The organism is Nitratifractor sp. (assembly GCF_015487065.1).
Classification (GTDB): domain Bacteria; phylum Campylobacterota; class Campylobacteria; order Campylobacterales; family Sulfurovaceae; genus Nitratifractor.
The window spans coordinates 18,777-43,465 of record NZ_WFQN01000146.1; the positions used below are offsets into that span (position 1 = coordinate 18,777).

Here is a 24,689-nt window from a genome sequence, read left to right on the forward strand (position 1 = left end):
GATCACAGGATACCCGCGAGAGCGGGGCATTAAACTTATACCGTCAATATCCGCTCACACTCACCATATAAGTCAGATAGCTCAAGAGCGGCTGAATGATAAAGACCGAGAGGGTGGTAAAGAGTACAGCAATTCCGACAATGACCACCAGGGGCTTGGATTTGTTGGCTCCGATCAGCTCGACACCCTGGACCGGCGGCTTCAGGAACATGTAGACAATCAGTTTCAGATAGTAATAGGCGGCAATGGCACTGTTGAGTCCCATAACAACCGCCAACCAGATATAACCGGCATCGACTGTCGCACTGATAACATAGAGCTTACCCCAAAAGAGGCTGAAGGGAGGGACCCCTGTCAACGAGAGCATAAAGACCGCCATGATTACCGCCGCCATCGGTGCCGTATGAATCAGGCCGGAGAACTTGATGTAGGGGTGGTGATAGCGGTTATGATGGCTCGGATGCTTGCGTCGGCTGATCCACAGCATGGTAAAGGCCCCCAGGTTGGTAAAGAGGAAAAGTCCATAGTAGAGGAAGATACTGGTATAGGCCTTGGTGGTATCCAGCGCCAGTGCCGCCATGACAAATCCGGCATGGGAGATGGAGCTGTAGGCCAGCATCCGCTTCACATCCTCCTGGACCAGCGCCATCATGTTGGAGAGAGTCATAGTCACGACCGCCAGAATAATGATCATCCAGCGGACAGGCTCGACGCCGATATCCACATAAAGGCCCAGGATCCGCATCGCTACGACCATCATCGCCACTTTGGGAACGATGGACATATACCCGGCCATCGGGGCGCTGGATCCTTCATAGACATCCGGCGTCCAGAGATGGAACGGCATCAACGAGACCTTGAAACCGATGGCAACCATCAGCAGCAGAGCTCCCCCGATCAGCGGGATAGAGATACCCGGTTCACTCAAACGCGCCTGGAAAACCTTGGCGATATCATAGAGCTCCACTGCTCCGGTAAGCCCGTAGAGAACCGCGGCACCCATGACAAAGAAGCCGGCAGCCAGTGCGCCCATCGTGAAATATTTGATGGCCGCTTCATGGGATCCCGGGGTGTTGTGCATGGCGATCAGAGTGTAGAGCGCCAGCGATGCCGTCTCCAGTCCGATAAAGATCAAGATCAGGTTGTCGGTGGCTACCATGAATTGGAAGCCGGCTACCATAAAGAGAAAGAGGGAGAAAAACTCCGGATAGGAGAATTCATGAAAGCGCTTCGACGTCAGGGCCAGAGGAACGAAGAGCATCGAAGCGATCAGGATCAGCAGCTGCGAAACCACCGAAACACCGTCGATGAGCATCACATCGAAGAAACCGCGTTCATTGATCCCCAAACTGAGCGTCGCACCAAAGTCGACAAAAAGTACCAAAATCGAAAGCATCACATAGAGCGACTTATGCAGATCTTTTTTGATCAGGTCAATGATCAGGATCAACAGTGCCCCGCCGATGATCACCAACATCGGAGAGAGGGTGATCAGATTGAGCGATGCCATACTGACATGAATAGGCTGTAACATTATTTCGCCTCCTTGGTGCTTCTGCTTACATGAATAACCTGCTTCGCTTCAGGGGTCTGGGCTTTCTGCTCCATAAAGGAGACCAGCGCCTTGACACTGTTGTCAATGGGAACCAGCACCGGCTTGGGATAGATCCCCAGCCAGATCACGATGGCCACCAGCGGGACCAATGCTGTCAGTTCACGACCCGTGAGATCATGCAGCTTTTTGTTCTCTTCTTTGGTCACGGGACCGAAGAAACTCTTTTTGTAGAGGGAGAGCATATAGACGGCTCCCAGAATGATAGAGAATCCTCCCAGTAGGGTCAAAACCGGAGAGACTTTGAAGAAACCTGCCAGAGAGAGATACTCTCCGACAAACCCCATGGTCAACGGAAGGCCGACAGAGGCCATGAGCATAATCCCGAAGATCACGGCATATTTGGGCATCACCGCCGCCAAGCCGCCAAACTCACTCATCAGCTTGGTATGGCGGCGGTCATAGATGACCCCGACCAGGAGGAAGAGAGCTCCGGAGACAATCCCGTGAGAAAGCATGAAGAAGACTGAACCGGTGATTCCTTCGGGGTTCATGGCGAAGACTCCCAGCATGATCACCCCCATGTGGGAGATCGAGGAGTAGGCGATCACCTGTTTCATATCCTTCTGCGCATAAGCGACCATGGCGGTATAGATAATCATGATAATCGCGAGGATCGCTACCGGCAGGATATAGGCCACCGACGCATCAGGGAAGAGCGGCAGGGAGAACCGGACGAAACCGTAGGTTCCCATCTTCAGCAGTACCGCCGCCAGGATGACCGAACCGACGGTAGGAGCCTGACCGTGGGCATAGGGGAGCCAGGTGTGGAAGGGGAACATCGGGACCTTGATGGCAAAGCCCAGGAAGAAGGCCCAGAAGAGCCATTTTTGAACGGAGATGGGCAGCACCAAGGCATACCAATCAGTCAGCGAGAAGCTCCAGACGCCCGCCACCGACTGATAGACGTAAGCGATGTAGAGCATACCCACCAGCATGATCAGTGAACCCGCAAAAGTATAGATGAAGAACTTGATCGCGGCATAGAGTCGTTTCTCCCCTCCCCAAGCGCCGATGATGTAGAGCATCGGTACCAGAGAAAATTCCCAGAAGAGGTAGAAGACGATTGCATCGAGGGAGACAAAAACGCCGATCATCGCCACTTCAAGGAAAAGGAGTGTGATAATCATGTTTTTCAGATCTTTAATGTTTTCTCCCAGTGCCACGATACCGATCAAAGTCATCAATGCTGCCATCACAACGATAAAGAGACTGATCCCGTCAACTCCGAGATAATAGTTGATTCCGAAGTCGCTGATCAGCGGAACAAACTCGATAAACTGGAAGCCGCTGTTGCCTGCATCGAAGGAGAACCAGAGCCAGAGCGTCAGGAGAAACTCGATGGCGGCTACGGTGATGCCGTAGACACGGATCGCGTCCTTTTTGACCACGAATCCCAACATCGCCGCCACAAGCGGGAAAAAGATCAATACACTTAAAATATTTTCCATACCCTTCTCTCCTTAGTGATTCATTGCGACGAAGATAGCCAGAACTGCCAGAATCAGGGCTCCGGCCGCCATCCATTTGAGGTAATCGGACAGATTGCCGGTCTGCATCCGTCGCGTGCCGTCTCCGGTCTCTTCGATGATATGGGCGATACCGTCAACCGTGGCGTCAACCACTTGCTGATCGATCTCTTTCCAGGCGATATCTGAAAGCTCCGCATAGGGTTTGGCAAACGCCTTCTCGTAAAAGATCGGAATATAGTATTGATTGCTCAAGATCCGATAGGGAAGGCTCTGCTCAATCTTTTCATTCCGACGCAATCGCTTGGCATACATGATATAGGCGAGGGCAATACCGCCAAGGGCTATCGCCAGTGTCACAACCGTCAGGATCCATACCATATGCTCGGTATGCTCGCTCATCTCATAAGCCGGCAGGAACCGGGTGACAAAGGCGACGAAATCCTCTTTCCACCAACCGAAAACTACCGCCAACAATCCCAGAGGGAACATCGCCCAGAGTACATATTTCTGGACTTCATGGGGGTGGAATCCATATTGTTTGTAGCGTTCATCACTCAGGAAGGTCAGGAAAACCAGACGGAAACTGTAGAAGGCAGTCAGTCCCGCCGTGAGCCAAAGGACGAACCAGATGCCGTAACTGTGCTCATTGAAAGCCGCCTCGAGAATCGTATCTTTGGAGAAGAAGCCGGCAAAGGGCCAGATTCCGGCCAGTGCCAGGGAGGCGACCCCCATATAAGCGTAGGTCCAGCGCATCACCTTTTTGAGCCCCCCCATCTTGAAGATATCCAGCTCATCATGCATCGCGTGCATCACGTTCCCGGCCCCCAGGAAGAGAAGGGCTTTGAAAAAGGCGTGAGCCGCCAGATGGAAAAGGGCCACCCAATAGGCTCCCAATCCTGCCGCGGCAAACATATAGCCCAATTGGGAGAGGGTCGAGTAGGCAATGATCCGCTTGAGATCCCGATTGACCAAGGCCATCGAAGCGGCAAAGATTGCGACAAAAGTTCCCAGAACCGCGATGAAATAGCTCACCTCGGGAATCTGGCTGTAGAGGGGAAAGGCCCGGATGACCAGATAGACCCCGGCGGTTACCATCGTCGCCGCATGAATTAGAGCCGAGACGGGAGTAGGACCTTCCATCGCATCCGCCAGCCAGGTATGCAGCGGAAACTGAGCCGATTTACCCATCGCGCCGATAAAGAGCATAATCCCGATGAGCACCAACATACCGTGGCTCAGTTGGGGAACCGCTGCGAAGACATCCCGATAGTTCAAGGAGCCGACGTTCCAATAGATCAGGAAAATACCGATCAACATCCCCAGGTCGGCGATCCGGTTCATGATAAAGGCCTCATTCGCCGCCCAGGAGGGAGAGATGGAGGGATTGACATCCCGTGTCACATCCGGCTTGTGATACCAGAAACCGATCAGCAGCCAGGAGCAGACTCCGACCCCTTCCCAGCCGATGAAGAGACCCAGAAAGTTGTCACTCATGACCAGAACCAGCATCGAAAAGACAAAGGCCGACAGATAACTGAAGAAGCGGTTGAACCCTTTGTCATGTTCCATGTAGCCGTTGGAGTAGATATGGACGACAGTGGAGACCAGCGTAACCACGGTCATCATTACCGCCGTCACCTGATCCACGGTAAAGCCGAAGGGAACCCGCATATCTCCCGCAACGATCCAATCCATCAGTTCCACATGCACCGGCCCAACGGTCGCAACATGTTTGAGCAACATCGCCGAAGAGACAAACGAAACAAAAAGCAGCAACGACGTAACCACGCCGGTCCAAAGGGTCTTGGGCCGCATGCCGAAGAGTGCGGCGAAGACCGAACCCGCCAACGGTGCAAAGAGTGCAGTATATACCAAAGTTTCCATCGCTTACCCCTTCAGCATTGTATAGTCGTCGAGATCGAGAGACCCGTACTTTTTGTAAAGCAGGATCAACAGTCCCAGACCTACCGCCACTTCACTGGCCGCCACCGCGATAATGAAAAAGGCAAACATCTGACCGCTCAGATCGTGCATATAGCTTGAAAGCGCGGCAAAGGCGATATTGGCGGCATTGAGCATGATCTCCGTAGCAAAAAAGAGCATCAGCAGGTTGCGACGCCGGATCACCCCCACCAAGCCGATACTGAAAAGTATCGCCGAGAGTACGAGATAGTGGCTTAATCCGATCATCGTTCATCCTTTCCGCTGTTTTGTTCCAGCTCATCGTCATTGATTTTGGAGAGACTGCGCTCCATCTTTTTACCCGCCAGGATGATCCCGGCGATCATCGCTACCAGCAGCATCACCGCCGCCACTTCAAAGGGAACCAGGTATTTGGTGAAAAGCACCAGGCCCACCGCCTGGGGATTATTGGCTCCGGCAGCCGCGGGATAGAGGACCCCAACATGCTCTCCGATCTGCGGTGCGGCGAAAATCACCACCATCAGGACCGCCGAAAGTCCCCCAAGCAGAAAGACCAAAGCAGGATGGCTGTGGCGCTCTTTGATCGTACCGGTGGCATCGAAAAACATCATTCCGAAGGCGTAAAGGGCCATGACCGCCCCCACATAGACAATCAACTGCACCACCCCGAGGAAATCGGCTCCCAGAATGAAGAAGAGTCCCGAGATCAGCACCATTCCCGCCGCCAGGGAAGTCATGGCATAGAGAATGTTCTGACTCAGGACCGTCACCAGGAAGAGACCCGCGATCAGAACCGCGAAAAAGTAAAAGGCAAAAGTTTCCATCATGACTCCTTAGTAGGCCAACGGTGTTTTTTTGATCTTCTCGTCCGCATCGGGAGAGACCGCACCGAAACCGGGATACTCCTTCTGCTGGGCCAATTGATCCAGCGGGGTCAGCATGTCCTCGAAGAGGGCGAAACTGGCCCGTTGCTCACTGGCGGTCTCATAGCGTCCACCGTGGACAATCGCCAGCTCAGGGCAAACCTCCGCACAGTAGCCGCAGAAGATACAGCGTCCGAAGTTGATGGTGTATTCGCTCACCTCTTTGCGCTGATTCTCGTCGTAACGGGTATCCATACGGATACAGTCGGCGATACAGATCTTTTCGCAGAGTCCGCAGCCGATACAGCGGTAGTGACCGCTCTCCAGCAGGCGCTTCATCTCATGGATCGCCCGGTAACGCGGAGCGATGGGGAGTTTTTCAAAAGGATATTTCGTCGTATGCATCTCTCCCATGAAAAGCGCTTTGATCATCTCCCGGAAGGTGACCTTCAGTCCGGTGAAGAGTTCCAGCTTGACACTGCGGCGGACGACCCGTTTGAAACGCCCCCACCCGGTCTCGGGAGTCGGCTCCAGGTCCAGCATCCGATACGCCTGGGTGCCGACGTTCCTGTTCTTGAATTGTTCCAGACTCATAGCCACTCCTTAAAACATCATGACAAGACCGGTGAGGGTCACATTGATTACCGCCAGAGGCATCAGCACTTTCCAGCAGAGCCACATCAACTGATCGGGCCGGATATGCGGCCAGGAGGCCCGTACCCAGAGCATCAGGAAGAAGAAGAAACTCACCTTCAAGATGATCGCCAGACCGCCGGGGATGAAGCCCCAGGGATTGAATCCTCCCAGGAAGATCAGGGAGGCCAGGAAGCCGATGGTGATCATGTTGGCATACTCCCCGATGAAGAACATCCCCCAGCGCATTCCGCTGTACTCGGTAGCGTATCCGGAGACCACCTCCGCTTCATGCTCCAGCAGATCGAAGGGGGTCCGGTTGGTCTCGGCGAATCCTGCGATCAGGAAGAGAACGAAGGCCAGCGGCTGTTTCCAGATCAGCCAGGATCCCATTCCTCCGGCCTGATAGTTGTTGAAATCGATCAGGGAAAGGGAACCGACGATCATGATAGGTGCCAGGATAGAGAGGCCGGTGACCACTTCGTAACTCAGGAACTGTACCGCTGTCCGAGCCGCCCCCAGCAGTCCCCATTTGTTGTGCTGGGCCAGTCCCGCCAGCAGCGGCCCGTAGAGGCCGGCTGCCATCATTCCCAGAACGAAGAGGATCCCCACATTGATATCGGCAATGATGGGACGGACGGTCACACCGAAGAGGGTGAATTCCGGCAGCATCGGTACCGCTGCCAACGCGATAAAGGCGGTCATTGCCGTAATCACCGGGGCGACCATGAAGATCAGGCGATTGGCACCACTGGGGATGAAATCTTCTTTGGTAAAGAGCTTGATCCCGTCGGCCAGGATCTGCAGCAGACCATAAGGTCCGACATGCGTGGGGCCGAGACGGCGCTGCATAAAGGCAAGGACTTTCCGCTCGATATAGGTTCCGAATCCCGCCAGGGCGGAGATGATCGCCAGGACCAGGACGGCCTTGATAATTGTTCCGATGATATATCCATCCATGACTTACACCTTTTTCAGAGTTACGTTGGCATAGCGGCTCTCGCCGAAGAGGCGGTAGACATCCGCCGAAGCCTTGAAGTCGGGAACCGCCACAATCTCCCCGCTCATCCGTTCATCCGCTATCACTTCGAGGGTCAAACTGCCCTCTTCAAAGAGCACCTCCACCTTTTCGCCCAGTTCCTCCGCCTTTTGGGGGGAAGCATAGAGAGCGAAGGCCTCAAAGATCTGATGGGCTTTGTCGGTAAAATCGTTGAACTGCCGCTGGGGGTTGCACCGGTAGGCGATTGTTCCCTCCAGAACCGCTTCGTCGGAAGCCGCTTTGGCTTTGGCGGTGGAGGCTCGTCCCCTGATCGGAGTGAGCGCATAGCCCCGGATCTCCGTTCCGTCGTTGAGGAAACCGTCTTTCAGGTCGTCGAAGGCCACCGCCTGGAAGCCCCGATCCACCGGCAGTTCCATCGTCCAGTCCACGGTCAGACGCTTGCCCAGTCCCAAGGCATTCATGAGATCATTCAGCTCATATCCGCCGTATTCCAGCGCGGCGTTGGTAGGAACCACCCGTTTGTTCATGGTGGTCATCGTCCCCTCCTGCTGATTCATCGCCGGCATATCCAGATCGCCGTCGCCCAAAGCACTCAGACGGAAATCACCGGGCTGGTTGTAGCCGACGGTGTATCCCTCCGCCTCGTCGTCCAGATCACAGATGAGCGCGACGCCCAGGGCGTTGGACTTGGGCGGGATCATCGCCAACTTCATCCCGCAGTGTTTCTCCGCCAGGGCGGCCAGTTTCGCCAGGTTTTCCCAGTGGGGATGCCCGTAGAGATCCTCCCCGAGAATCAGGGAAAAGGACTCTTTCTTCTTCATCATCTTTTCGAAACTCTCGGCGAAGGCGACGGGATCGGCCCCCAGGGCTTCGACCAGGAGGTTGTGATCGTACTCCACCTCCTTCTCCACCATCTCGGGAACCTTCTTCTTGACCTCTTTCTCTTCACCGGTCTCCTCGTCTTTGACGACTTCGGTGATCTCTTTCATCACCTTCTCTTTGACCGTTTTTTTGCGAGTTTCGTGGAACCCCTCCAGATACTCTCGGAGGTAATCGGGCAAAGCCTCTTTGTCGGCGAAGAGATCCAGGACCAGATAGAGCGCCGTCTCCTCCTGCCCCGGTTTGTGGGTAATGCACTCGACGCTTTTGCCGAAGGTGGGGACCAGCGCATCGCCCACCGGGTGGAAGTAGAGACCGGCGCCTTTGTTCATCTTCTGCACATTGTTGAAGGCGTAACGGGCATTGGGATTGTCGTTGCGCAGTGACGCACCGATACTGACGACGAAATCACTCTCCTCCATGATCTCCCGGTAATCACTGCCGTAGAGACTCTGCCCGCTCGCTTTGGCATAGGCCTGGAGGAAGCGTTGGAAGGGACGCACCTCGGGATTGTAGAGTTTGACCCCTTTGTGCTCTTTGAGTCGTTGAAGCATCAAAGCCTCTTCGTTGCTGATCATGGACGAAAAGCGAACCGTTTCCGCCTTGTCGAGCGCGTCAACTGCCTTCTCAAAGGCTTCCCGGTCTTTCGTGACGTTCCTGTTTTCGTAATCGTAGCCGAAACGGCCCGCTCCGCAGAGAGACTGGAAATTCCACTCGTTCTTGACCCGGAAGATCATCTCTTCGGGGTTCTCGATGGAAGTGAAGCGGGTCTCGTAGTAAAGATGGCATCCGCTGGAGCAGTGGGCACAGGTGGCGGGAATCGCTTTGAGTTCCCAGGGGTTGGCCTTGTAGACAAAGTCCCGTTCGGTCAATGCCCCGACGGGACAGACCGCCGTACACTCCCCGCAATCGGAGCAGTTGGTGTGCTCGGTGCCGTTGCTGGGAACGATGATCGATTTCTGGAGCTTGTTCCACATGGCGTAGGCATCTTTGGGCATCGTCTCCTTGTAGGCTTTGTCCAGGGGGCCGCCGCCTCTGGGGCCGGTCTTGAGGGCGCTGTCACCGATCATGTCCTTGCAGACGGTCACACAGCGTTCACAGACGATACAGAGCCCCGCATCGTAGTGCAGTACCGTTGACCAGTTTTTGGTCTCCCGCAGCGTATCGGCAATGGCATAGTGCTGGGAATCAACTCCCAGTTCCAGAGTGTAGTTCTGTAGTTCACACTCCCCGTGCTGGTCGCAAACGCCGCACTGGAGAGGGTGGTTGACGTCGTAAACCTCCATGATCGCCCGGCGCTCTTCGAGGATCTCTTCGGTCTGGGTGACGATCTCCATCCCCTCTTTGGCCTTGGCGTTGCAGGCATAGACCCGCTTGCCGTCTGCCTCCACCAGGCAGAGACGACAGGCCAGGGTGGGCGAACAGCGGGTCAGGTAACAGATGGCGGGAATAAAGATCCCGTTGGCCCGGGCCGCATTGAGAACATATTCGCCCTCTGTAGTCCGGCACTCCACACCGTCGATCGTAATGGTGATTTCGTTTTTACTCATCGGCCTTCCCTGTCTTCTCAATTTTTACGGGGCTGAATCTGTAAGAGGATATCGCAAAGCTCCTTAGCCCCTTGTCGAATGTGGGGTTCACTGCCACCGTCCCTTTCATGGTCGTGTCAATCCGAAACACCCGCTCATACTCGATGCCGTCCTGGACGAATCGGATCCGATCCCCGTCTTCCAATCTGGCCGCCGTGGCAAACTGGGCCGACCCGAGAAGAGACGCCTCCTCCCGCAACTGATGGGTCTTGGCGGTGAAAGGGGAGAACTGTTTCCCCGGATTACAGCGATAGAGCACCGTTCCGTCGTAGCTCTCCAGCTCTTCGGGCTCTTCGGGGAGGCGCAGCTCCGCCTCCCCTTCCTGCCGCTCCAGCAGATAGCCGCGGTGCTCTCCCCCCGTCGCGTCGAAATAGTCGGGGAGATCGTCGAAAGCCAGAGTACGGAAGCCCTCTTCCGCCGGCAGCTGGGGCGTCAGGTCGATCACGTGTTCCAGCTCCAGCCCCAGACGGCGGGCGATATCCGCCAGTTCCCAGCCCCCGTAGGGAAGCGCGGGGTGGGTCGGGACCACCCGACCTTCGTGGTTGACCAGGGTTCCCTCCTGCTGATTCATCGCCGGCAGATCCAGGTCTCCGTCTCCCAAGGCACTCAGGGTGAAATCCCCGGGAGCGTTCACCCCCACAGTATATCCCTCAGCCTCATCGGCCAGATCGCAGATCAGGGAAACTCCCAGGGTATTGGAGGCGGGTGGAATGATGAAGAGTTTGAAATCGCTGTAGTTTTCGACGGCTGCCAGGAATCTGGCGATGTTCTCCGCCTGGGGATGGTTGTAGAGGTCTTCTCCTACGATCAGCGTGAAACGTCGCCGCTTCCAGAGCGTCAGTTTGAGGCGGTCCAACTCCTCCTCAGAAACGTTGCTCTCTGCACTCAGATAGCCGATATCCAACCCATCGAGAAGGGTGGTCAGCTCTTGGGGGGCTTTCGCCTTGTCGATCAGGGTTGCCGCCAGCAACGCCGCAACTCCCTCTTCGCTTCCCGCCTCATATTTGATGAACTGGGTCACCTGGTTCTGCAGCCGCATATCCTCCAGAGGATGACAGTAGATCACCTGGGCCTTCTCCCGCCGACTGGCGGTGGCCACGGCAAACTTGACCATCGGCGCGTCATCATAGAGACGACTGCCCAGCGTCACGATCGCCCGGCTCCGCCGGATCCACTCCAGATCGGCCGTGGGAAGGTTCCGGCCCGAAGCCTCCCGGTAGGCATGCAGGAAACGCTGGAATCCTCTGGCCTCATCGCAGACCAGCTTCGCTCCGGTTTTCTCGGCGATACGGCGCAGCAGCAGGGCCTCTTCGTTGCTGATCGTCGAAGCGAAACGGATCGTGTCGGCCTTGCGGAAAGCTTCGACGGCCGCATCAAGTTTCTCCGGCTCTCTTTTGGCTCCCCGGTTCTCAAAGTCATAACCGAAGCGCCCGGCGCCGCAGAGGGTGCTGAACTCGAACTCGTTGGTGACCCGGTAGATCCTGGGTTCGGGATTGTCGATACTCGTATGTTTGACGTCGTAGTAGAGCTGGCATCCCGCCGAACAGTGGGCACAGCTGGCGGGGATCTTCTCCAGCTCCCAAGCGTTGGCGGAGTATTTGAAATCGGTGCTGACCAAGGCCCCCACCGGACAGACCGCCATACACTCCCCGCATTGGGCGCAGTCGCTCAGGTCCCGGGTATTGACGATGGTCGATTTGTAGCCCCCGGTCTCGATGGCCAGGGCATCGTCTCCGATGATCTCCGTACAGGTGCGCACGCATTTCTCACACATGATGCAGAGCGCCGGATCGTAGCTGATAAATCCCCAGTTTTTGACCGGACGGTGCTGATCCCGGGCAGAGAAGGTCTGCTGATCCACAGCAAACTCCAGGGTCTTGTTCTGCAGATCACACTCGCCGCTCTTGTCGCAGACACCGCACTCCAGGGGGTGGTTGACATCGTAGAGCTTCATGATGTTTTGACGCTCCCGGAAGAGATCTTCTCCCGACGTCCGGATCACGGCTCCCTCCACCGCCTTCTCCTGACAGGAGAGGATCATCCCTTCGACCCCTTCGACCTCCACCACACACATCCGGCAGGAACCGATAGGCTCAACCTTGCTCAAATAGCACATGGTAGGAATGTAAATCCCGTTCTCCCTCGCCGCCTGCAGGATGGTATTGCCCTGCCGGGTCGTCACCTCTTTCCCGTCGATGGTCAGGGTGACCGTTTCGGGCATCTTTTTCACTTCGCTCATCTTACACCGCCACCATCGAAATGTAGTAACAGCGCATACAGCGCTCCGCCTCAGCGATTGCCTGCTCGCCGGTGAATCCCAGGTTGACCTCTTTGTTGTTGGTCTTCCGCTCCTCCACCGTCAGCTTTTCACTCACCTGACGGGGGATGCCGGGCATCCAGCCGGTCACCTTCTCATTCTTGTCATAGACCTTGAGCTTGTTGAGATGATCCTCCATGATCTCCTCATCCGTCAGGCTCACCTTGCCGTCGTAGATGTAGCGGCTGATGACCGAGGCGGCCCGTTTGGCCTGGCCCACGGCGTTGACGATGGTCATGGGACCGTACTCGCAGTCCCCCGCGGCGAAGAGTCCCGGACGGCTGGTCATGTAATCCCGCCCGTTGGTCAGCAGGGTATTCCAACTGGTCAGCTTGAGCTCCCACTCTTCGGGGAGAATACTCAGATCCGCTGCCTGGGAGACCGCGGGAATCAGCCAGTCACACTCGATCTCGAAGTCGGCCCCCTCGATCTTTTCGAGCTTGGGACGGCCACCGTCGGGATCGGGGACCAGTTCGAAACGGTTGCAGATCAGCTTTTTGAGCTTGTTGTTCTCATCCACGATCCGCTCCACGGCCGAGTGAAAGATAAATTCCACCCCTTCTTCCACCGCTTCGTGATACTCTTCGTAGGTGGTGTTACGGATGATGGTCTTCTCATCCCGGCGGTAGAGCATGATCACCTTCTTGGCCCCCTCCCGAACGGAGCAGCGCACCACGTCCATCGAGGTGAAGCCTCCGCCGACGCAGACGACAGTGGTATCTTTCAGCTCGTTGGAGGCCGGTTCGCCGATGCCGTATTTGTTCCAAAGGTTGACCTTGTCCAGCATGGCGATGGCCCCCCAATACCCTTCCATATCCTCCCGCTCGTTCTCGGCTCGGACCTTTTTGGAGAGGCGGGTACCGAAGGCCAGCAGCACGGCATCGTATTCCGCATCCAGCTCCTTGAGGCGCTCGGCATCCACCCGGTGATTGGTGTAGACATCGACCGCTTCCAGAGAGGTGACCAGTTCGATATCTTTGTTGTACTTGTCGATGGGCATCCGGTATTCGGGAACCCCGACTGCCACCTCGCCGCCCAGGACGGGAAGCTCTTCGAAGATATCGACCTTGATCCCCTCCAGTCCCAGGTAATAGGCGGCGGTCAATCCCGCGGGGCCGGCCCCGACAATCGCGACCTTCTTGCCGTCGTTTCGCAGCGGCTTGGGTTCCTGCGGATGCAGGAAGCCCAGGTGATGATCCGTCTCGTAGTCGGCTCCGAGACGCTTGAGCTCCATGATAGAGATCGGCTCATCCAGGTTGGCCCGCCGACAAGCATCTTCGCAGGGATGGGGGCAGACCCGACCGCAGGTGTGAGCCAGGGGCATCGTCTGACGGGTCGCCTCCAGGGATTCGGTAAAGACCATATCCCGCACCCCCTCGATATAGGCAGGAATGTCCACATGAGAGGGGCACATATCCATACAGGGTGCCGTCACCTTGGCGATATAGTTCAGATCCTCCCGTTTATAGTGGATCGACGGCTTTTGTTCGGCGATGCAGGTATCGAACTGCTCTTTGTAATGCTCCATCAGATCGAGAATAGGTTTGGGAACGGTCCGACCGATCTCGCACTTGGAGGTGAGCATCATGGTCTGGGAGACCTCCCGCAGATGCTCCACATCCGCGAATGTTCCTTCCCCCCGGGCGATTTTGTCCAGGAGATCATAGAGGATCCGTCCGCCCCAGCGTCCGGGAGCACAGCGCCCGCAGGCTTCGGAGTATTTCTGATAGGTCTCGGCATACTCCGTCGCCAGACGCACCGCATCGATCTCCTCATCGAAGATCGCGACGCCGTCCCAACCGACAAAGGCTTTCGACGGAGTGCCTTCCTCATAATTCTCCGGCAGTTTGAAGGCGGACTCTTCCCACGCCTCGGGCGCTTTGCCGCGGTTGTCGATCCGCTCGCCCCGCCAGGTGGAGAATACCACTTTCGCCATCAGTCACCCTTTCTTTTGACCACGATCGTCCAATCGACTTCGTTGAACTTCAGGGAGTTCATCAGTTCGTGGCCGCGCTCCTTGACCAGGTCGGCACTCTTCTGAATCGGAGAGAAATCCCCGATCTCGAAAAGAAAGATCCCCACTTCCTCCGCTTTGAGGTCGGTTTCGATCAATTCGATCATCCGGTCGTAGAAGTTGTCGTGAAGGTGTCGCAAATCGTATCGTTTCATACTCGTTCCTTTCTGGCCGTCTGATCTATCGGTCGACTTCACCGAAGACGATATTGGTACTTCCGATAATGGTCACCACATCAGGGATATAGGTTCCGGGCAGGATATCCTGGAGAATTCCGGTGTGGAAAAAGCTGGGCGCCCGTGCTTTGAGGCGGTAGGCGTAGGGTTCGCCCTCGCTGCGGATCCAGAATCCCAGCTCTCCCTTGGGCGATTCGGTGGGGGCGTAGACGGTCCCTTTGGGAGGCCGCATCCCCTGGGTCACCAGGACAAAGTGCTGCATCAGCGCGTAGTTCTGGGTCATGATCTCCTCTTTGGGCGCGGAGATATACTGGGGGGCATGGGCCATCAGCTGGGAGTCGGTCTTGGCATACATACCGATGAGCTGTCGCAGGATCCGCACCGACTGTTTCATCTCTTCCATATAGAGCCGATAGCGTCCGTAACTGTCGCAGCGGTCGGTGACGGGGATATCGAAGTCGAGTTCATCATAAAGTTCGTAGGGCTCTTCCTTTCGGACATCGTACTTGATCCCCGATCCCCGCAGCATGATCCCGGTACAGCCCCACTCCAGCGCCTGTTCGGGGGTGACAATCCCCACATCCTCCAGACGCATCTTCCAGATCCGGTTTTCGGTCAGCAGATCCTCGTAGAGTTTGATCTGCTCGGGCAGCCGGTCGATGAAATCGGTCAGATGGGTCAGCCACCCCTCCGGTAGATCCAGCGGCACGCCGCCGATGCGGACCGCCGAGTGGGTCAGGCGTGCCCCGCAGTACTCCTCCATGAGGTCCATAGCAAACTCCCGCTCCCGGAAGGCGTAGAGGAAGATCGACATCGCTCCCACATCCAGAGCATGGGTCGCCAGAAAGAAGAGGTGAGAAATGATCCGGTTGAGCTCCAGAAGCATGGTCCGGATCACCTGGGCCCGACGGGGAACCTCCAGGCCGATGAGCCGCTCTACGGCCAGGGCGAAAGCATAGTTGTTGGAGGTGGAGGCAATATAATCCATCCGGTCGGTGGTGGGGAGAAACTCGTTGTAGATCATATTCTCCGCCATCTTCTCGATTCCCCGGTGGAGATAGCCGATGTCGGGATAGGCCTTGACCACCTGCTCGCCGTTGAGTTCCAGGATTAGCCGCAGCTGTCCGTGGGCCGAGGGGTGCTGGGGCCCGAAGTTGATCACCATGGTGTTGTCGTCACGCTCGAAATTGAGGTTTTCGAAGAAGGGTCTGAGTTTGTTAGGCTGCTGCTGCATGACGGCTCCTACTTTCTTTTGTCCAGGACTTTGTGGGGACCTTTGTTGTAGTCCACCATAAAGTCGCTGCTGTATTCGATGGGGGTTTCAGTCTCATCCACCAGTTCCGGATCGGCACCGAAGGGAACTTCATGGCCGATCCGGGCGAAACGCCGGGTGTCGTAGCGGTCAACCCGGGCGGGATCACGCAGCTCGGGACCGATGACATCGCGATACTCCTTGCCGAAGATCTTGTCCACTTCGTACCAGCTGGCAAACTCATCCCCCTGTAGCGGATAGGTCTTGCGCAGGGGATGGCCTTCCCAGTCGTCGGGCATGATAATCCGCTTGAGATAGGGGTGGTTGTTGACCACGATTCCGAACATATCGTACATCTCCCGCTCGGCAAACTTGGCCATGGCGTAGAGGGGGACAATGCTCTCGATCGCTTGATCCTCTTTGATCCGGGTCAGGAAGCGGACCCGCTTGGCCTCGTCCAGATTGAGCATCTGGTAGAAGATCTCGAACTCTCCATCCTGGGCCAGATAGTCCACGGCGCTGAGCTCGGAGCACATGGCGTAGCCGCACTCCTCCTTGAGGGTCCGCAGGGCATCGATGTTCTGCTCAGGACGGATATGGATCACCAGCTGACCGATCTCAATGTAGGCGTCAAGAACCTCCACCGCCGCTTTGATCTTCTCCAGCACCTCGGCAAAATGGGCATCCTCTTCGACCGGATGACGGGGAACCTGGGGTGCGACCCAGAAACGGTCGGTATATTTGGCTTTGCCCTGAACGTTGTCTTTGGGGGTATATTTTCTCATCAGACAAACCTCTGCAGTTTTCGTTTTTTCATATCGGCCGATTCACGGCGAATCTTCTTCTGCAGCATCATCATGGCGTACTGCAGCGTCTCAGGCCGGGGCGCACAGCCGGGGAGGTAGATATCCACCGGGATGATCCGGTCGACCCCCTGGACGGTGGCGTAGGTGTTGAACATCCCGCCGGTGTTGGCGCAGGAGCCCATGGAGATGACCCACTTGGGTTCGGCCATCTGATCATAGAGGCGTCGGGCGAATTCGGCATGCTTTTTGGAGAGGGTCCCGGCCAGAATCATCACATCCGCCTGACGGGGAGAGGCCCGGAAGATCACTCCCATCCGGTCGAAGTCGAAACGGCTGGCCCCGGAGGCCATCATCTCGATGGCGCAGCAGGCCAATCCGTAGGTCAGGGGCCACAGCGAGTTGGAGCGTCCCCAGTTGAGCAGTTTATCCACCGTGGTCAGCGCCACGGGCAGGCCTCCGGTCGAGGCGTAGTTTACTTGATGCTGTGCCATTCAAGTGCTCCTTTCTTCCATGCATAGATAAATCCGATTGCCAACAAAACGATAAAGAGGATCATTTCAGCAAAGCCAAACCACCCCAGGAGTTTGAAATCGATGGCCCAGGGGAACATAAAAATGATCTCCACATCGAAGAGGATAAAGAGCAGCGCGATCAGATAGAACTGCGCCGAGATCCGGTTGGGCTGCTTGTTGGGCTCCGGTCCACACTCGTAGATGGAGAGCTTGAGCTTTTCCGTGTCGAGGCGGGCCAGTTTCCGGCTGACATAGCGCGCCAGAAAGAGCGTCGCCGGAAAGGCCGCCGCCGTAAGCAAGAAGAGAACGAAGACACCGAAATAGGGATGATCGGTCACCAGATGTGTCATGGTCTTACCCTTTTGTTGAGAATGCTGTGCACAATGTGCCACATCTTAACAGAAAGTTATTTAAAGCGGTTTGGGCGACCGAAGCGCACGATCAAAAGCCCCAGAGGGTGTAACGATGGGAAACAGGGATGTTTGATGGAGAATGGAGAATTGAGGATGGAGAATTATATTTTTCTGGCTTCGATACGCGATTCTGAGTTATACTTATTCCTATGAAGATCAAGCGCTTTTTCATCGCTCCCATCCGGGGGTACCAGTATCTCTCCCAAATGCTGCCGGCCAGCTGCCGCTACTATCCCACCTGCAGCGAATACGCCAAATGGCAGTTCGAGTTCAACCGTCCCGACCGCGCTTTCGCCGCAACGGCGCTGCGGATCCTGCGCTGCAATCAGCTCTTTCCGGGAGGGATCGACTACCCCAGGGTCCGGTGGGAACCTCCGGCGCCGGCATGGGCCGCCAACCCCCTCTTTCCCCCCGGGCGGATCCTCGCCCCGCTGCCACGGACTAATCCCTCTGATAGGGAAATCGCCATACAATACTGGATCGTCCCTCTCGGTTCGGGGAAGTACCTCATCCTAAAGGCTTTTGATGACTGAAATCATTCTGCATGAACCCCTCGATATGCATCTGCACCTGCGCGACGGAGAGATGCTCCGCACCGTCGCCCCGCTGAGTGCCCACAGTTTCAGCGGAGGGCTGATCATGCCCAACCTGGTCCCTCCTGTCACCGACGGCGAAATGGTACGTGCCTATCGTCGGCGGATTCTGGAGGCAATCGGCGACGAGATTTTCGAACCCTATATGACCCTCTTTTTCAAGCCGGAGTACGATTATGATTTTCTTGCACCTCTGGCCGAAGAACTCACTGCCATCAAACTCTATCCCGCCGGCATCACCACCAACAGCGAAGGGGGCGTGAGCGGTTTCGAAATCGAAGAGCTTCGCCTGGCGCTTGATGCTATGAGCGAATTGGGAATCCCGCTATGCATCCATGGAGAGACCGGAGGGTTCGTTATGGATCGGGAGAAGGAGTTCATCCCTATCTATGAGGCGCTGGCCGATGCCTTCCCCGATATGACCATCGTCATGGAGCACATCACCACCGCCCAAAGTATCGCAGCGCTGGATCGCCATCCCAATCTCTACGCCACGATCACGCTGCACCACCTGCTGATCACCCTGGACGAAGTAGCCGGCGGCATGCTCCAGCCGCATCTCTTCTGTAAACCCATCGCCAAACGCCCCGAAGACCGGGAGGCTTTGCTGCAGGCAGCGCTCAATGCCCATCCCAAGGTCATGTTCGGCTCCGACAGCGCCCCCCACCCGCGCCACGTCAAAGAGGCCCCCGGCTGTGCCGCCGGGGTCTTCACCGCCCCCATCGCTCTGCCGGCTCTGGCGGAGCTCTTCGCCCGCCACGGAAAGTTGGAGAATCTCCAGCACTTCGTCAGCAACAACGCCCAACGGATCTACAACCTCAAGCCGCCGAAGAAAAAGGTACAACTGACCGACACCCCCATGCAGGTTCCCGAAAAATACGGAGAGGTGGTCCCGATGTTCGCCGGAGAAACAATCGGATGGAGTATCGACGCTGTCAGCGTCGAGTGAAAAAGTGAAGAATGAAGAGTGAGAAATCATGGAAAAACTGAGTGAATTCGAGAAGGGTCACGACTATTTCCGCAAAGTCAAATTCCGGAAAAACGAAGAGCGGTTCAAAAAACTGGTCGAGGAGGGGCAGAATCCCAAAGCCCTCTTTATCGGCTGCAGCGACAGCCGGGTGATGCCGGCGATGATCACCGGCAGCGGACCGGGGGATCTCTTTATTGTCCGTAATATCGGCAACTTTGTCCCCCCTTTCTCCCCGGACAATGACTTTCACTCTACTGCTGCCGCAATCGAATATGCCGTCTCCCATCTGGAGGTGAGCGACATCATCGTCTGCGGCCACTCCGACTGCGGGGCCATCAAAGAGATTTTCCGTCCCCACCCTCCCAGCGAAGAGACGATCCACACCACCCGCTGGCTCCAGCTGGGTCAACCGGCCAAAGAGGTCACCCTGCATCATTTCCCCAATGCATCTCTAGAGATACAGCGCGAATTTGCCGAAAAGGTTTCGGTGGTTTTTCAATTGGAAAATCTTCTCACTTATCCAGCGGTGAAACGTCGCGTCGAAGAAGAGAAACTCTTTCTCCATGCCTGGCACTATGACCTGGCGGAAGGGACAATCCACTATTTCGACGAAGACGCCCTCGAATTCAAACCCCTGGGAGCGAACCCGTGATCTACAACCGAATCGACGAAACCATCGGCAAGACCCCGCTGCTGCGGCTGGACTATCTGGAGGCGGAAGCCACCGTCCTGGCCAAAGCGGAGTATTTCAACCCCGGCTCTTCGGTCAAGGATCGGATCGCCAAAGCGATGATCGAGGGGGCCCTGGCCCGAGGGGAAATCGACGCCGAAACGGTGATCATCGAACCCACCAGCGGCAATACCGGGATCGGCCTGGCCCTGATCTGCGCCGTGCGGGGACTGCGGCTGATCCTGACCATGCCCGAGTCCATGAGCCTGGAGCGGCGCAGACTCTTGACCCATCTGGGGGCCGAGCTGCTCCTCACTCCGGCGACGGAAGGGATGCAGGGGGCCATCGACGAAGCGACACGATTGGCCGCAAGTTTTGACAAGGCCTGGATTCCCAACCAGTTCGCCAACCCCGACAATCCCGCTGCCCACGAAGCGACCACCGCCCGGGAGATCCTGGAGGCTACCGGCGGCAAGATTGACATTTTTGTCGCCGGAGTCGGCACCGGCGGGACCCTCAGCGGCAACGGCCGCCTCCTCAAAGCCCACAATCCCGATCTGAAAGCCGTCGCCGTCGAACCGGAAAATTCCCCCGCCATCAGCCAAGGCACCGCCGGCCCCCACAAAATCCAGGGGATCGGTGCCGGATTCATCCCCGACAACCTGGATGTCAATCTCATTGACGAGGTTCTGACAATCTCCGACGAAGAGGCGTTCGCCTTCGCCCGGGAAGCCGCCCGCAAAGCGGGACTGCTGGTCGGCATCTCCTCCGGCGCCAACCTCGCCGCCGCCTACCGCCTGGCCCAACGCCCCGAAAATGCCGGCAAGACGATCGTCACGATCCTGCCAGATACGGCAGAACGCTATCTATCGACAGAACTGTTTAGGTAAGTGTGGATTCGATTCCGAAGTTTTGATCTTTTTTGAATGACTGACTTTACCGTTTTTTCGGCGAAGTGACTTCTCAGGCATTATCATTTGATGAAACATTGTAAGAATAGATGTTGACTTCATCTCTGAGAATCCACCCGTTGCTTTCCCAAAACGAATTGGCGAGACTGTTCGATTTGAAGACAAAAAGATGCGTCTTATCGATGCCGACCTGTTTCAGCGAATCTATACATGCTGTAAAAAGAGCTTCCCCGATACCTTGACGTCTGTTTTCAGGTTTGACAACGAGATGTTGGAGATATCCGCGACGTCCGTCATGCCCACACATGACACAACCGACAATACGATCTTCAATCGTAGCTACAAAACTCAGCCCGGGATTGCGTTCGAGATACCGTTTCGTGGAATTCCTGGAATCTGCTTCTCTGACGGTGATGCCGGGAGTGATCTTGAGCATATCGATTACTTCGTCATAGTCATCCATCGTCATTTCACGTATTTTCACAAATTCTCCATTTTCAATTCTCAATTCTCCATCCCCTTCGCTCTCTCTTTCCTCGACGACTTTGAAAACCGGATCAGATCGTCGGTCGTTTTCACATATTCCGGTATGTTCTCGAACGATTTGAGCAGCACCTTCGAAGTCGCCAGGGCGTCACCATAAGCCCGGTGGTGGGCCTGCATCCCCAGATTCAGGGCTTCGTTGAGATAGGCCAGTCCATAGCGTTCGCTCTCGAAGGTCCGACGGGCCAGGTCGATGGTGCAGAGCACCGGATTGCCGATCTGCCCCAGGCCGAAACGCTGAAAAGAGGCATTGAGAAACGAGTAGTCGAATCCGGCGTTGTGGGCCACGAAGACCGCATCTTCCATAAAGCCCCGCAACATCGTCAGGGCCTCTCTGCGGGAGGGGGCCTCCCGGAGATCTTCGGGCTCGATGCCGGTCAGTTTGACGATATGGTCAGGGAGGTAGGCGCAGGCGACGAAGGTCTCCAGACGATCGATAATCTCTCCTTCCCGCAGCTTCACCGCCCCGATCTCGATCACCTGGGAGTAGCCCGGTTTGGAGCCGTTGGTCTCGATGTCGACGATGCAGTACTCCTGTTCCTGCCAGGGGATAAACATGGTTTTGAGCCGATAGCCGGCGAGAGTCTCCTCGATGGGGTAGCCCGAAGCCTGCAGGAGCAGAAAGATCGTCTCGCTGTCTTCGAAGAGCGAGGCGTGTTTGCGGACAATCCGGTCGAAAGCTTCATAGGAGATCTCGCCCCCCGCCCGCCGGAAGGCGTTGGTCAGTTCGTCAAAGACTTTGAGCATGGCGGATAAAATCCCGTACTTTCACGGGATCCTTGATCCCCTTGGCCGCCTCGGTGCCGCTGCTGACGTCACAGCCGTAGAAACCGTATCCTGCCAGCTCCAACACATTCTCCGGCGTCAATCCCCCGGCGATGATGATCCGGGAGTTGTCCCGCCCTGCGAACCACTCCAGGGCCAGCCGTTTCCCGCTGCCGCCATAGCTTTCGCAGTAGGCATCCACCAGCCGGTAGCGGTCGGCGAAACGTTCCAGATCCTCCGGGCCTTTTGCCCGTATCACCGGAAGGGTCGGAAAGTCAACCTCCTCCAGGAACGACTCGTCCACGTCGAAATGGATCTGCGCCAGGGTGATCCCGCTCTGACGGGAAAGCTCGGTGATCCGCTCCGGTGTCTCCTCGACAAATAGCCCGACCTTTTCCACAAAAGGAGGAAGCCGATTGATGATCTTTCTAGCCGCTTCGGGGGCAATGTAGCGGGGCGACCCGGGATAGAAGACAAAGCCCAGGGCATCCACCCCGGCCTCGATAGCAAGCATCGCGTCGTCGTAGCTGGTGATGCCGCAAATCTTAACTCTCACGAAAATTCCCTTCGTGAGAAAGTGGGTAGTGGGTAGTGGGTAGTGGGTAGAATTTTGATGGTGAATGGTGAATGGTGAATGGTGAATAGTTTTGGATTGCGTTGCCTTGCAACGCTTTTTTTCAGATGACAAAGAGTGCCGAAGGCGCCCCGACTGCCGACTGCCGACTGCCAACTGCCAACAAAACTCAAACGACAAAGAGGGGCGAAGCCCCGTTCAAACGACAAACGACAAAACACCCTCACTCCTCACTTCAAAGAGGCGATCGCCTCTTTGTACCCTTTCGGGTGCCTGAAGACATAGCTGCCCGCCACCACCACATCGACACCGGCAGCTTTGAGCTGAGCGATGTTGGCGTCGCTGACCCCGCCATCCACTTCGATGAGACAGTTCGGGTTACGCTTTTCGATCAACTCCTTGAGCCGCTGAGCCCGCTCGATGACGTTGGGGATGAACTTCTGGCCTCCAAAACCGGGGTTGACGCTCATCAGCAACACCATATCGAGGTCTTCGAGGAGAAACTCGGTCACTTCCGGAAGAGTGTGAGGGTTGAGCACCATCGAGGGGCGAATCCCCAGTGAGCGGATTTTGTTTGCCATCCGATTAGGATGGCGTTCGCTTTCGAAGTGAAAGGAGATGAACTCCGGCTTCAGGGGAGCGAAGAGGTCGACAAAGAAGTTGTTGTCCTCCACCATCAGGTGCACATCCAGCGGTTTCGTCGCCGCTTTGGCCACCGCCTCGACGACGACGGGACCGATGGTCATATTGGGGACGAAGTGCCCATCCATCACATCCACATGCACCAGATCGCATCCGGCATCGCAGATGGCACGCACCTCTTCGCCAAGTAGACCGAAATCGGCAGAGAGAATACTGGGAGCTACAAGCATTTCATGCTTCCTTTGAAAAATCTTACTTGAGATTATAGCAGGAGTCCATCTTGCCATGCCTACTTATAAAATGCAACCCAGTTAGCATCGGAAAAGAGCAATCTGTGCTATTTTGATTCCAAAGAGGATAAGGAGGAATTCATCTATGGATAAAATAAAAAAAGAAGTGATGCTCAAAATCGCCCGCCAGGCGATAGCCGAGGAGCTCTCCGGCAAAAAGCTCCTCGATCGGGAGGCGCTGCTGCGGGAGCACCCATGGCTCGCCGAACCCGGCGCGGCTTTCGTCACCCTCAACGAGAATCATCAGCTGCGGGGATGCATCGGATCGATCGTCGCCCATCAGCCCCTGATCGATGACCTGATCCACAACGCCAAAGCCGCGGCCTTCAGCGATCCGCGTTTCAGCCCGGTGCGGCCGGAGGAGTATGACAAACTGGAGATCGAAATCTCCCTGCTCACCCCCCCGCAGGAGCTCAGCTACACGGACAAAGCCGATCTGCAGCGAAAAATCCGTCCCGGGATCGACGGGGTGATCCTGCGCTTGGGAAATTACCAGGCGACCTATCTGCCAAGTGTCTGGGAACAGCTGCCTGATTTCGATATGTTTTTCGCCACGCTCTGCCAAAAGGCGGGACTGGCCCCCAACTGCCTGGATGCCCACCCGGTGATCTACACCTACCAGGCCGAAAAGATCAAGGAGGAACCCAATGACTAAGACTATCACCCCCGTCGAAGAGCGGGGATATTCGGACTTTTACCGCAAAGAGGGCGACCGGATCGTCTGTGAACTCTGCCGCCACTACTGCAAGCTCAAAGAGGGACAGGTCGGCATCTGCGGCGTCAACAAAAACGAGGGGGGCCGACTCAAGACCCTGGTCTACGGCAAAGTCTCGGCCCTCAATGTCGACCCCATCGAGAAAAAACCCCTCTACCACTTCCTGCCGGGAACGTTTGCCCTCTCGCTGGGAACCGTGGGGTGCAACTTCCAGTGTCCCTTCTGCCAGAACTGGCAGATCTCCCAGACCAAGGATCTCAGCGGCAGCTACGACGTCACGCCGGAGCAGCTGGTCTCCCTGGCCCTGGAGAAGGGGTGCAAGACGATCGCCTACACCTACAACGAACCGACGATCTTCTACCCTTTCGCCCGGGATGTGGCGATCCTGGCCAAAGAGCACGGCATCAAAAACGTCTTCGTCAGCAACGGTCTGGAGACTCCCGAGGTGATCGAGGATATGAAAGGGGTCATCGACGGATTCAATATCGATATCAAGGGCTTCAACCCCGAATATTACAAAAAGACCCTCAAAGGATCGTTGGAGGGGGTCCTCGA

General features: G+C 56.3%; 25 protein-coding genes. 6 read left to right on the forward strand and 19 right to left on the reverse strand.

The window, feature by feature from the left end:
• Positions 1-43: 43 nt before the first annotated feature.
• The 15 genes from nuoN to F8I07_RS08375 are packed head-to-tail and all read right to left on the reverse strand — an operon-like array spanning position 44 to position 17,398.
• Positions 44-1,534: an NADH-quinone oxidoreductase subunit NuoN gene (gene nuoN, locus F8I07_RS08305; RefSeq protein ID WP_292658236.1), complete on the reverse strand. Its 1,491-nt coding sequence runs from the start codon at positions 1,532-1,534 to the stop codon at positions 44-46.
• Positions 1,534-3,063 (reverse strand): NADH-quinone oxidoreductase subunit M, encoded by a 1,530-nt coding sequence (locus tag F8I07_RS08310; RefSeq protein WP_292658238.1) that lies wholly within the window; start codon positions 3,061-3,063, stop codon positions 1,534-1,536. The genes nuoN and F8I07_RS08310 overlap by 1 nt, the downstream gene beginning before the upstream one ends.
• 12 nt (positions 3,064-3,075) lie before the next feature.
• A complete protein-coding gene (gene nuoL / locus F8I07_RS08315; protein ID WP_292658241.1) occupies positions 3,076-4,968 on the reverse strand; it encodes an NADH-quinone oxidoreductase subunit L in 1,893 nt (630 codons plus the stop codon).
• Between the two features lie 3 nt (positions 4,969-4,971).
• On the reverse strand, positions 4,972-5,274 hold the full coding sequence (gene nuoK, locus F8I07_RS08320) for an NADH-quinone oxidoreductase subunit NuoK (protein ID WP_292658244.1): 303 nt from the start codon (positions 5,272-5,274) through the stop codon (positions 4,972-4,974).
• Positions 5,271-5,834 (reverse strand): NADH-quinone oxidoreductase subunit J, encoded by a 564-nt coding sequence (locus F8I07_RS08325; RefSeq protein ID WP_292658247.1) that lies wholly within the window; start codon positions 5,832-5,834, stop codon positions 5,271-5,273. Before F8I07_RS08325 ends, nuoK begins: the two co-directional genes overlap by 4 nt.
• A 6-nt stretch (positions 5,835-5,840) precedes the next feature.
• Positions 5,841-6,464 carry an NADH-quinone oxidoreductase subunit NuoI gene (gene nuoI / locus F8I07_RS08330; RefSeq protein WP_292658249.1) on the reverse strand — a complete coding sequence of 208 codons (624 nt, stop codon included), beginning with the start codon at positions 6,462-6,464 and terminating at the stop codon, positions 5,841-5,843.
• A gap of 9 nt (positions 6,465-6,473) precedes the next feature.
• Entirely contained in the window at positions 6,474-7,463 is a 990-nt protein-coding gene (nuoH, locus tag F8I07_RS08335) for an NADH-quinone oxidoreductase subunit NuoH (protein WP_292658252.1), read from the reverse strand.
• Positions 7,464-7,466: 3 nt separating this feature from the next.
• Positions 7,467-9,932 (reverse strand): NADH-quinone oxidoreductase subunit G, encoded by a 2,466-nt coding sequence (locus F8I07_RS08340; protein ID WP_292658256.1) that lies wholly within the window; start codon positions 9,930-9,932, stop codon positions 7,467-7,469.
• A complete protein-coding gene (locus F8I07_RS08345) occupies positions 9,925-12,210 on the reverse strand; it encodes a 2Fe-2S iron-sulfur cluster-binding protein (RefSeq protein ID WP_292658259.1) in 2,286 nt (761 codons plus the stop codon). Before F8I07_RS08345 ends, F8I07_RS08340 begins: the two co-directional genes overlap by 8 nt.
• A gap of 1 nt (position 12,211) precedes the next feature.
• Positions 12,212-14,224 carry an FAD-dependent oxidoreductase gene (locus tag F8I07_RS08350; RefSeq protein ID WP_292658262.1) on the reverse strand — a complete coding sequence of 671 codons (2,013 nt, stop codon included), beginning with the start codon at positions 14,222-14,224 and terminating at the stop codon, positions 12,212-12,214.
• A complete protein-coding gene (locus F8I07_RS08355; protein WP_292658264.1) occupies positions 14,224-14,457 on the reverse strand; it encodes an NADH-ubiquinone oxidoreductase subunit E family protein in 234 nt (77 codons plus the stop codon). The genes F8I07_RS08350 and F8I07_RS08355 overlap by 1 nt, the downstream gene beginning before the upstream one ends.
• 25 nt (positions 14,458-14,482) lie before the next feature.
• A complete protein-coding gene (gene nuoD, locus F8I07_RS08360; RefSeq protein ID WP_292658267.1) occupies positions 14,483-15,712 on the reverse strand; it encodes an NADH dehydrogenase (quinone) subunit D in 1,230 nt (409 codons plus the stop codon).
• Positions 15,713-15,720: 8 nt separating this feature from the next.
• Complete coding sequence (locus tag F8I07_RS08365; protein ID WP_292658270.1) at positions 15,721-16,515, reverse strand: NADH-quinone oxidoreductase subunit C; 795 nt, start codon at positions 16,513-16,515, stop codon at positions 15,721-15,723.
• Positions 16,515-17,027: an NADH-quinone oxidoreductase subunit B family protein gene (locus F8I07_RS08370; protein ID WP_292658272.1), complete on the reverse strand. Its 513-nt coding sequence runs from the start codon at positions 17,025-17,027 to the stop codon at positions 16,515-16,517. The genes F8I07_RS08365 and F8I07_RS08370 overlap by 1 nt, the downstream gene beginning before the upstream one ends.
• Positions 17,009-17,398, reverse strand: coding sequence for an NAD(P)H-quinone oxidoreductase subunit 3 (locus F8I07_RS08375; protein WP_292658275.1), 390 nt, complete (start codon positions 17,396-17,398; stop codon positions 17,009-17,011). The genes F8I07_RS08370 and F8I07_RS08375 overlap by 19 nt, the downstream gene beginning before the upstream one ends.
• A 212-nt stretch (positions 17,399-17,610) precedes the next feature.
• On the opposite strand from F8I07_RS08375, the gene yidD reads away from it, so the two are divergent.
• The 4 genes from yidD to cysK are packed head-to-tail and all read left to right on the forward strand — an operon-like array spanning position 17,611 to position 20,584.
• Complete coding sequence (gene yidD, locus F8I07_RS08380) at positions 17,611-17,994, forward strand: membrane protein insertion efficiency factor YidD (RefSeq protein WP_292658277.1); 384 nt, start codon at positions 17,611-17,613, stop codon at positions 17,992-17,994.
• Positions 17,987-19,003 (forward strand): dihydroorotase, encoded by a 1,017-nt coding sequence (gene pyrC / locus F8I07_RS08385; protein ID WP_292658280.1) that lies wholly within the window; start codon positions 17,987-17,989, stop codon positions 19,001-19,003. Before yidD ends, pyrC begins: the two co-directional genes overlap by 8 nt.
• 28 nt (positions 19,004-19,031) lie before the next feature.
• Positions 19,032-19,676, forward strand: coding sequence for a carbonic anhydrase (locus F8I07_RS08390; protein WP_292658283.1), 645 nt, complete (start codon positions 19,032-19,034; stop codon positions 19,674-19,676).
• Positions 19,673-20,584, forward strand: coding sequence for a cysteine synthase A (cysK, locus tag F8I07_RS08395; protein WP_292658286.1), 912 nt, complete (start codon positions 19,673-19,675; stop codon positions 20,582-20,584). The genes F8I07_RS08390 and cysK overlap by 4 nt, the downstream gene beginning before the upstream one ends.
• Before the next feature lie 73 nt (positions 20,585-20,657).
• Here the strand turns inward: cysK and F8I07_RS08400 are convergent, their stop codons facing one another.
• From F8I07_RS08400 to rpe, 4 genes are all read right to left on the reverse strand, one after another.
• On the reverse strand, positions 20,658-21,089 hold the full coding sequence (locus F8I07_RS08400) for a GNAT family N-acetyltransferase (protein WP_292658287.1): 432 nt from the start codon (positions 21,087-21,089) through the stop codon (positions 20,658-20,660).
• 20 nt (positions 21,090-21,109) lie between these two features.
• A complete protein-coding gene (locus F8I07_RS08405; RefSeq protein WP_292658289.1) occupies positions 21,110-21,895 on the reverse strand; it encodes a 3'-5' exonuclease in 786 nt (261 codons plus the stop codon).
• A complete protein-coding gene (locus F8I07_RS08410) occupies positions 21,879-22,469 on the reverse strand; it encodes a phosphoribosylanthranilate isomerase (protein ID WP_292658291.1) in 591 nt (196 codons plus the stop codon). Before F8I07_RS08410 ends, F8I07_RS08405 begins: the two co-directional genes overlap by 17 nt.
• Positions 22,470-22,717: 248 nt before the next feature.
• Positions 22,718-23,359 carry a ribulose-phosphate 3-epimerase gene (rpe, locus tag F8I07_RS08415; RefSeq protein WP_292658294.1) on the reverse strand — a complete coding sequence of 214 codons (642 nt, stop codon included), beginning with the start codon at positions 23,357-23,359 and terminating at the stop codon, positions 22,718-22,720.
• Positions 23,360-23,504: 145 nt separating this feature from the next.
• On the opposite strand from rpe, the gene amrA reads away from it, so the two are divergent.
• Both amrA and F8I07_RS08425 read left to right on the forward strand, forming a co-directional pair.
• On the forward strand, positions 23,505-24,074 hold the full coding sequence (gene amrA, locus F8I07_RS08420; protein ID WP_292658297.1) for an AmmeMemoRadiSam system protein A: 570 nt from the start codon (positions 23,505-23,507) through the stop codon (positions 24,072-24,074).
• A partial coding sequence (locus tag F8I07_RS08425; protein WP_292658301.1) for a radical SAM protein occupies positions 24,067-24,689 on the forward strand: 623 nt, incomplete at its 3' end. The genes amrA and F8I07_RS08425, both read left to right, overlap by 8 nt.

Excerpts from the sequence above, each read along its gene's own strand:
- nuoI (WP_292658249.1), bottom strand. The coding sequence starts at position 6,464 with ATGAGTCTGGAACAATTCAAGAACAGGAACGTCGGCACCCAGGCGTAT.
- F8I07_RS08405 (WP_292658289.1), bottom strand. The coding sequence starts at position 21,895 with ATGCTCAAAGTCTTTGACGAACTGACCAACGCCTTCCGGCGGGCGGGG.
- F8I07_RS08310 (WP_292658238.1), bottom strand. The coding sequence starts at position 3,063 with ATGGAAAATATTTTAAGTGTATTGATCTTTTTCCCGCTTGTGGCGGCG.
- rpe (WP_292658294.1), bottom strand. The coding sequence starts at position 23,359 with ATGCTTGTAGCTCCCAGTATTCTCTCTGCCGATTTCGGTCTACTTGGC.
- F8I07_RS08355 (WP_292658264.1), bottom strand. The coding sequence starts at position 14,457 with ATGAAACGATACGATTTGCGACACCTTCACGACAACTTCTACGACCGG.
- F8I07_RS08390 (WP_292658283.1), top strand. The coding sequence starts at position 19,032 with ATGGAAAAACTGAGTGAATTCGAGAAGGGTCACGACTATTTCCGCAAA.
- yidD (WP_292658277.1), top strand. The coding sequence starts at position 17,611 with ATGAAGATCAAGCGCTTTTTCATCGCTCCCATCCGGGGGTACCAGTAT.
- F8I07_RS08345 (WP_292658259.1), bottom strand. The coding sequence starts at position 12,210 with ATGAGCGAAGTGAAAAAGATGCCCGAAACGGTCACCCTGACCATCGAC.
- nuoL (WP_292658241.1), bottom strand. The coding sequence starts at position 4,968 with ATGGAAACTTTGGTATATACTGCACTCTTTGCACCGTTGGCGGGTTCG.
- F8I07_RS08325 (WP_292658247.1), bottom strand. The coding sequence starts at position 5,834 with ATGATGGAAACTTTTGCCTTTTACTTTTTCGCGGTTCTGATCGCGGGT.
- nuoH (WP_292658252.1), bottom strand. The coding sequence starts at position 7,463 with ATGGATGGATATATCATCGGAACAATTATCAAGGCCGTCCTGGTCCTG.
- amrA (WP_292658297.1), top strand. The coding sequence starts at position 23,505 with ATGGATAAAATAAAAAAAGAAGTGATGCTCAAAATCGCCCGCCAGGCG.
- nuoD (WP_292658267.1), bottom strand. The coding sequence starts at position 15,712 with ATGCAGCAGCAGCCTAACAAACTCAGACCCTTCTTCGAAAACCTCAAT.
- F8I07_RS08350 (WP_292658262.1), bottom strand. The coding sequence starts at position 14,224 with ATGGCGAAAGTGGTATTCTCCACCTGGCGGGGCGAGCGGATCGACAAC.
- F8I07_RS08375 (WP_292658275.1), bottom strand. The coding sequence starts at position 17,398 with ATGACACATCTGGTGACCGATCATCCCTATTTCGGTGTCTTCGTTCTC.
- nuoK (WP_292658244.1), bottom strand. The coding sequence starts at position 5,274 with ATGATCGGATTAAGCCACTATCTCGTACTCTCGGCGATACTTTTCAGT.
- pyrC (WP_292658280.1), top strand. The coding sequence starts at position 17,987 with ATGACTGAAATCATTCTGCATGAACCCCTCGATATGCATCTGCACCTG.
- F8I07_RS08365 (WP_292658270.1), bottom strand. The coding sequence starts at position 16,515 with ATGAGAAAATATACCCCCAAAGACAACGTTCAGGGCAAAGCCAAATAT.
- nuoN (WP_292658236.1), bottom strand. The coding sequence starts at position 1,534 with ATGTTACAGCCTATTCATGTCAGTATGGCATCGCTCAATCTGATCACC.
- F8I07_RS08370 (WP_292658272.1), bottom strand. The coding sequence starts at position 17,027 with ATGGCACAGCATCAAGTAAACTACGCCTCGACCGGAGGCCTGCCCGTG.
- F8I07_RS08340 (WP_292658256.1), bottom strand. The coding sequence starts at position 9,932 with ATGAGTAAAAACGAAATCACCATTACGATCGACGGTGTGGAGTGCCGG.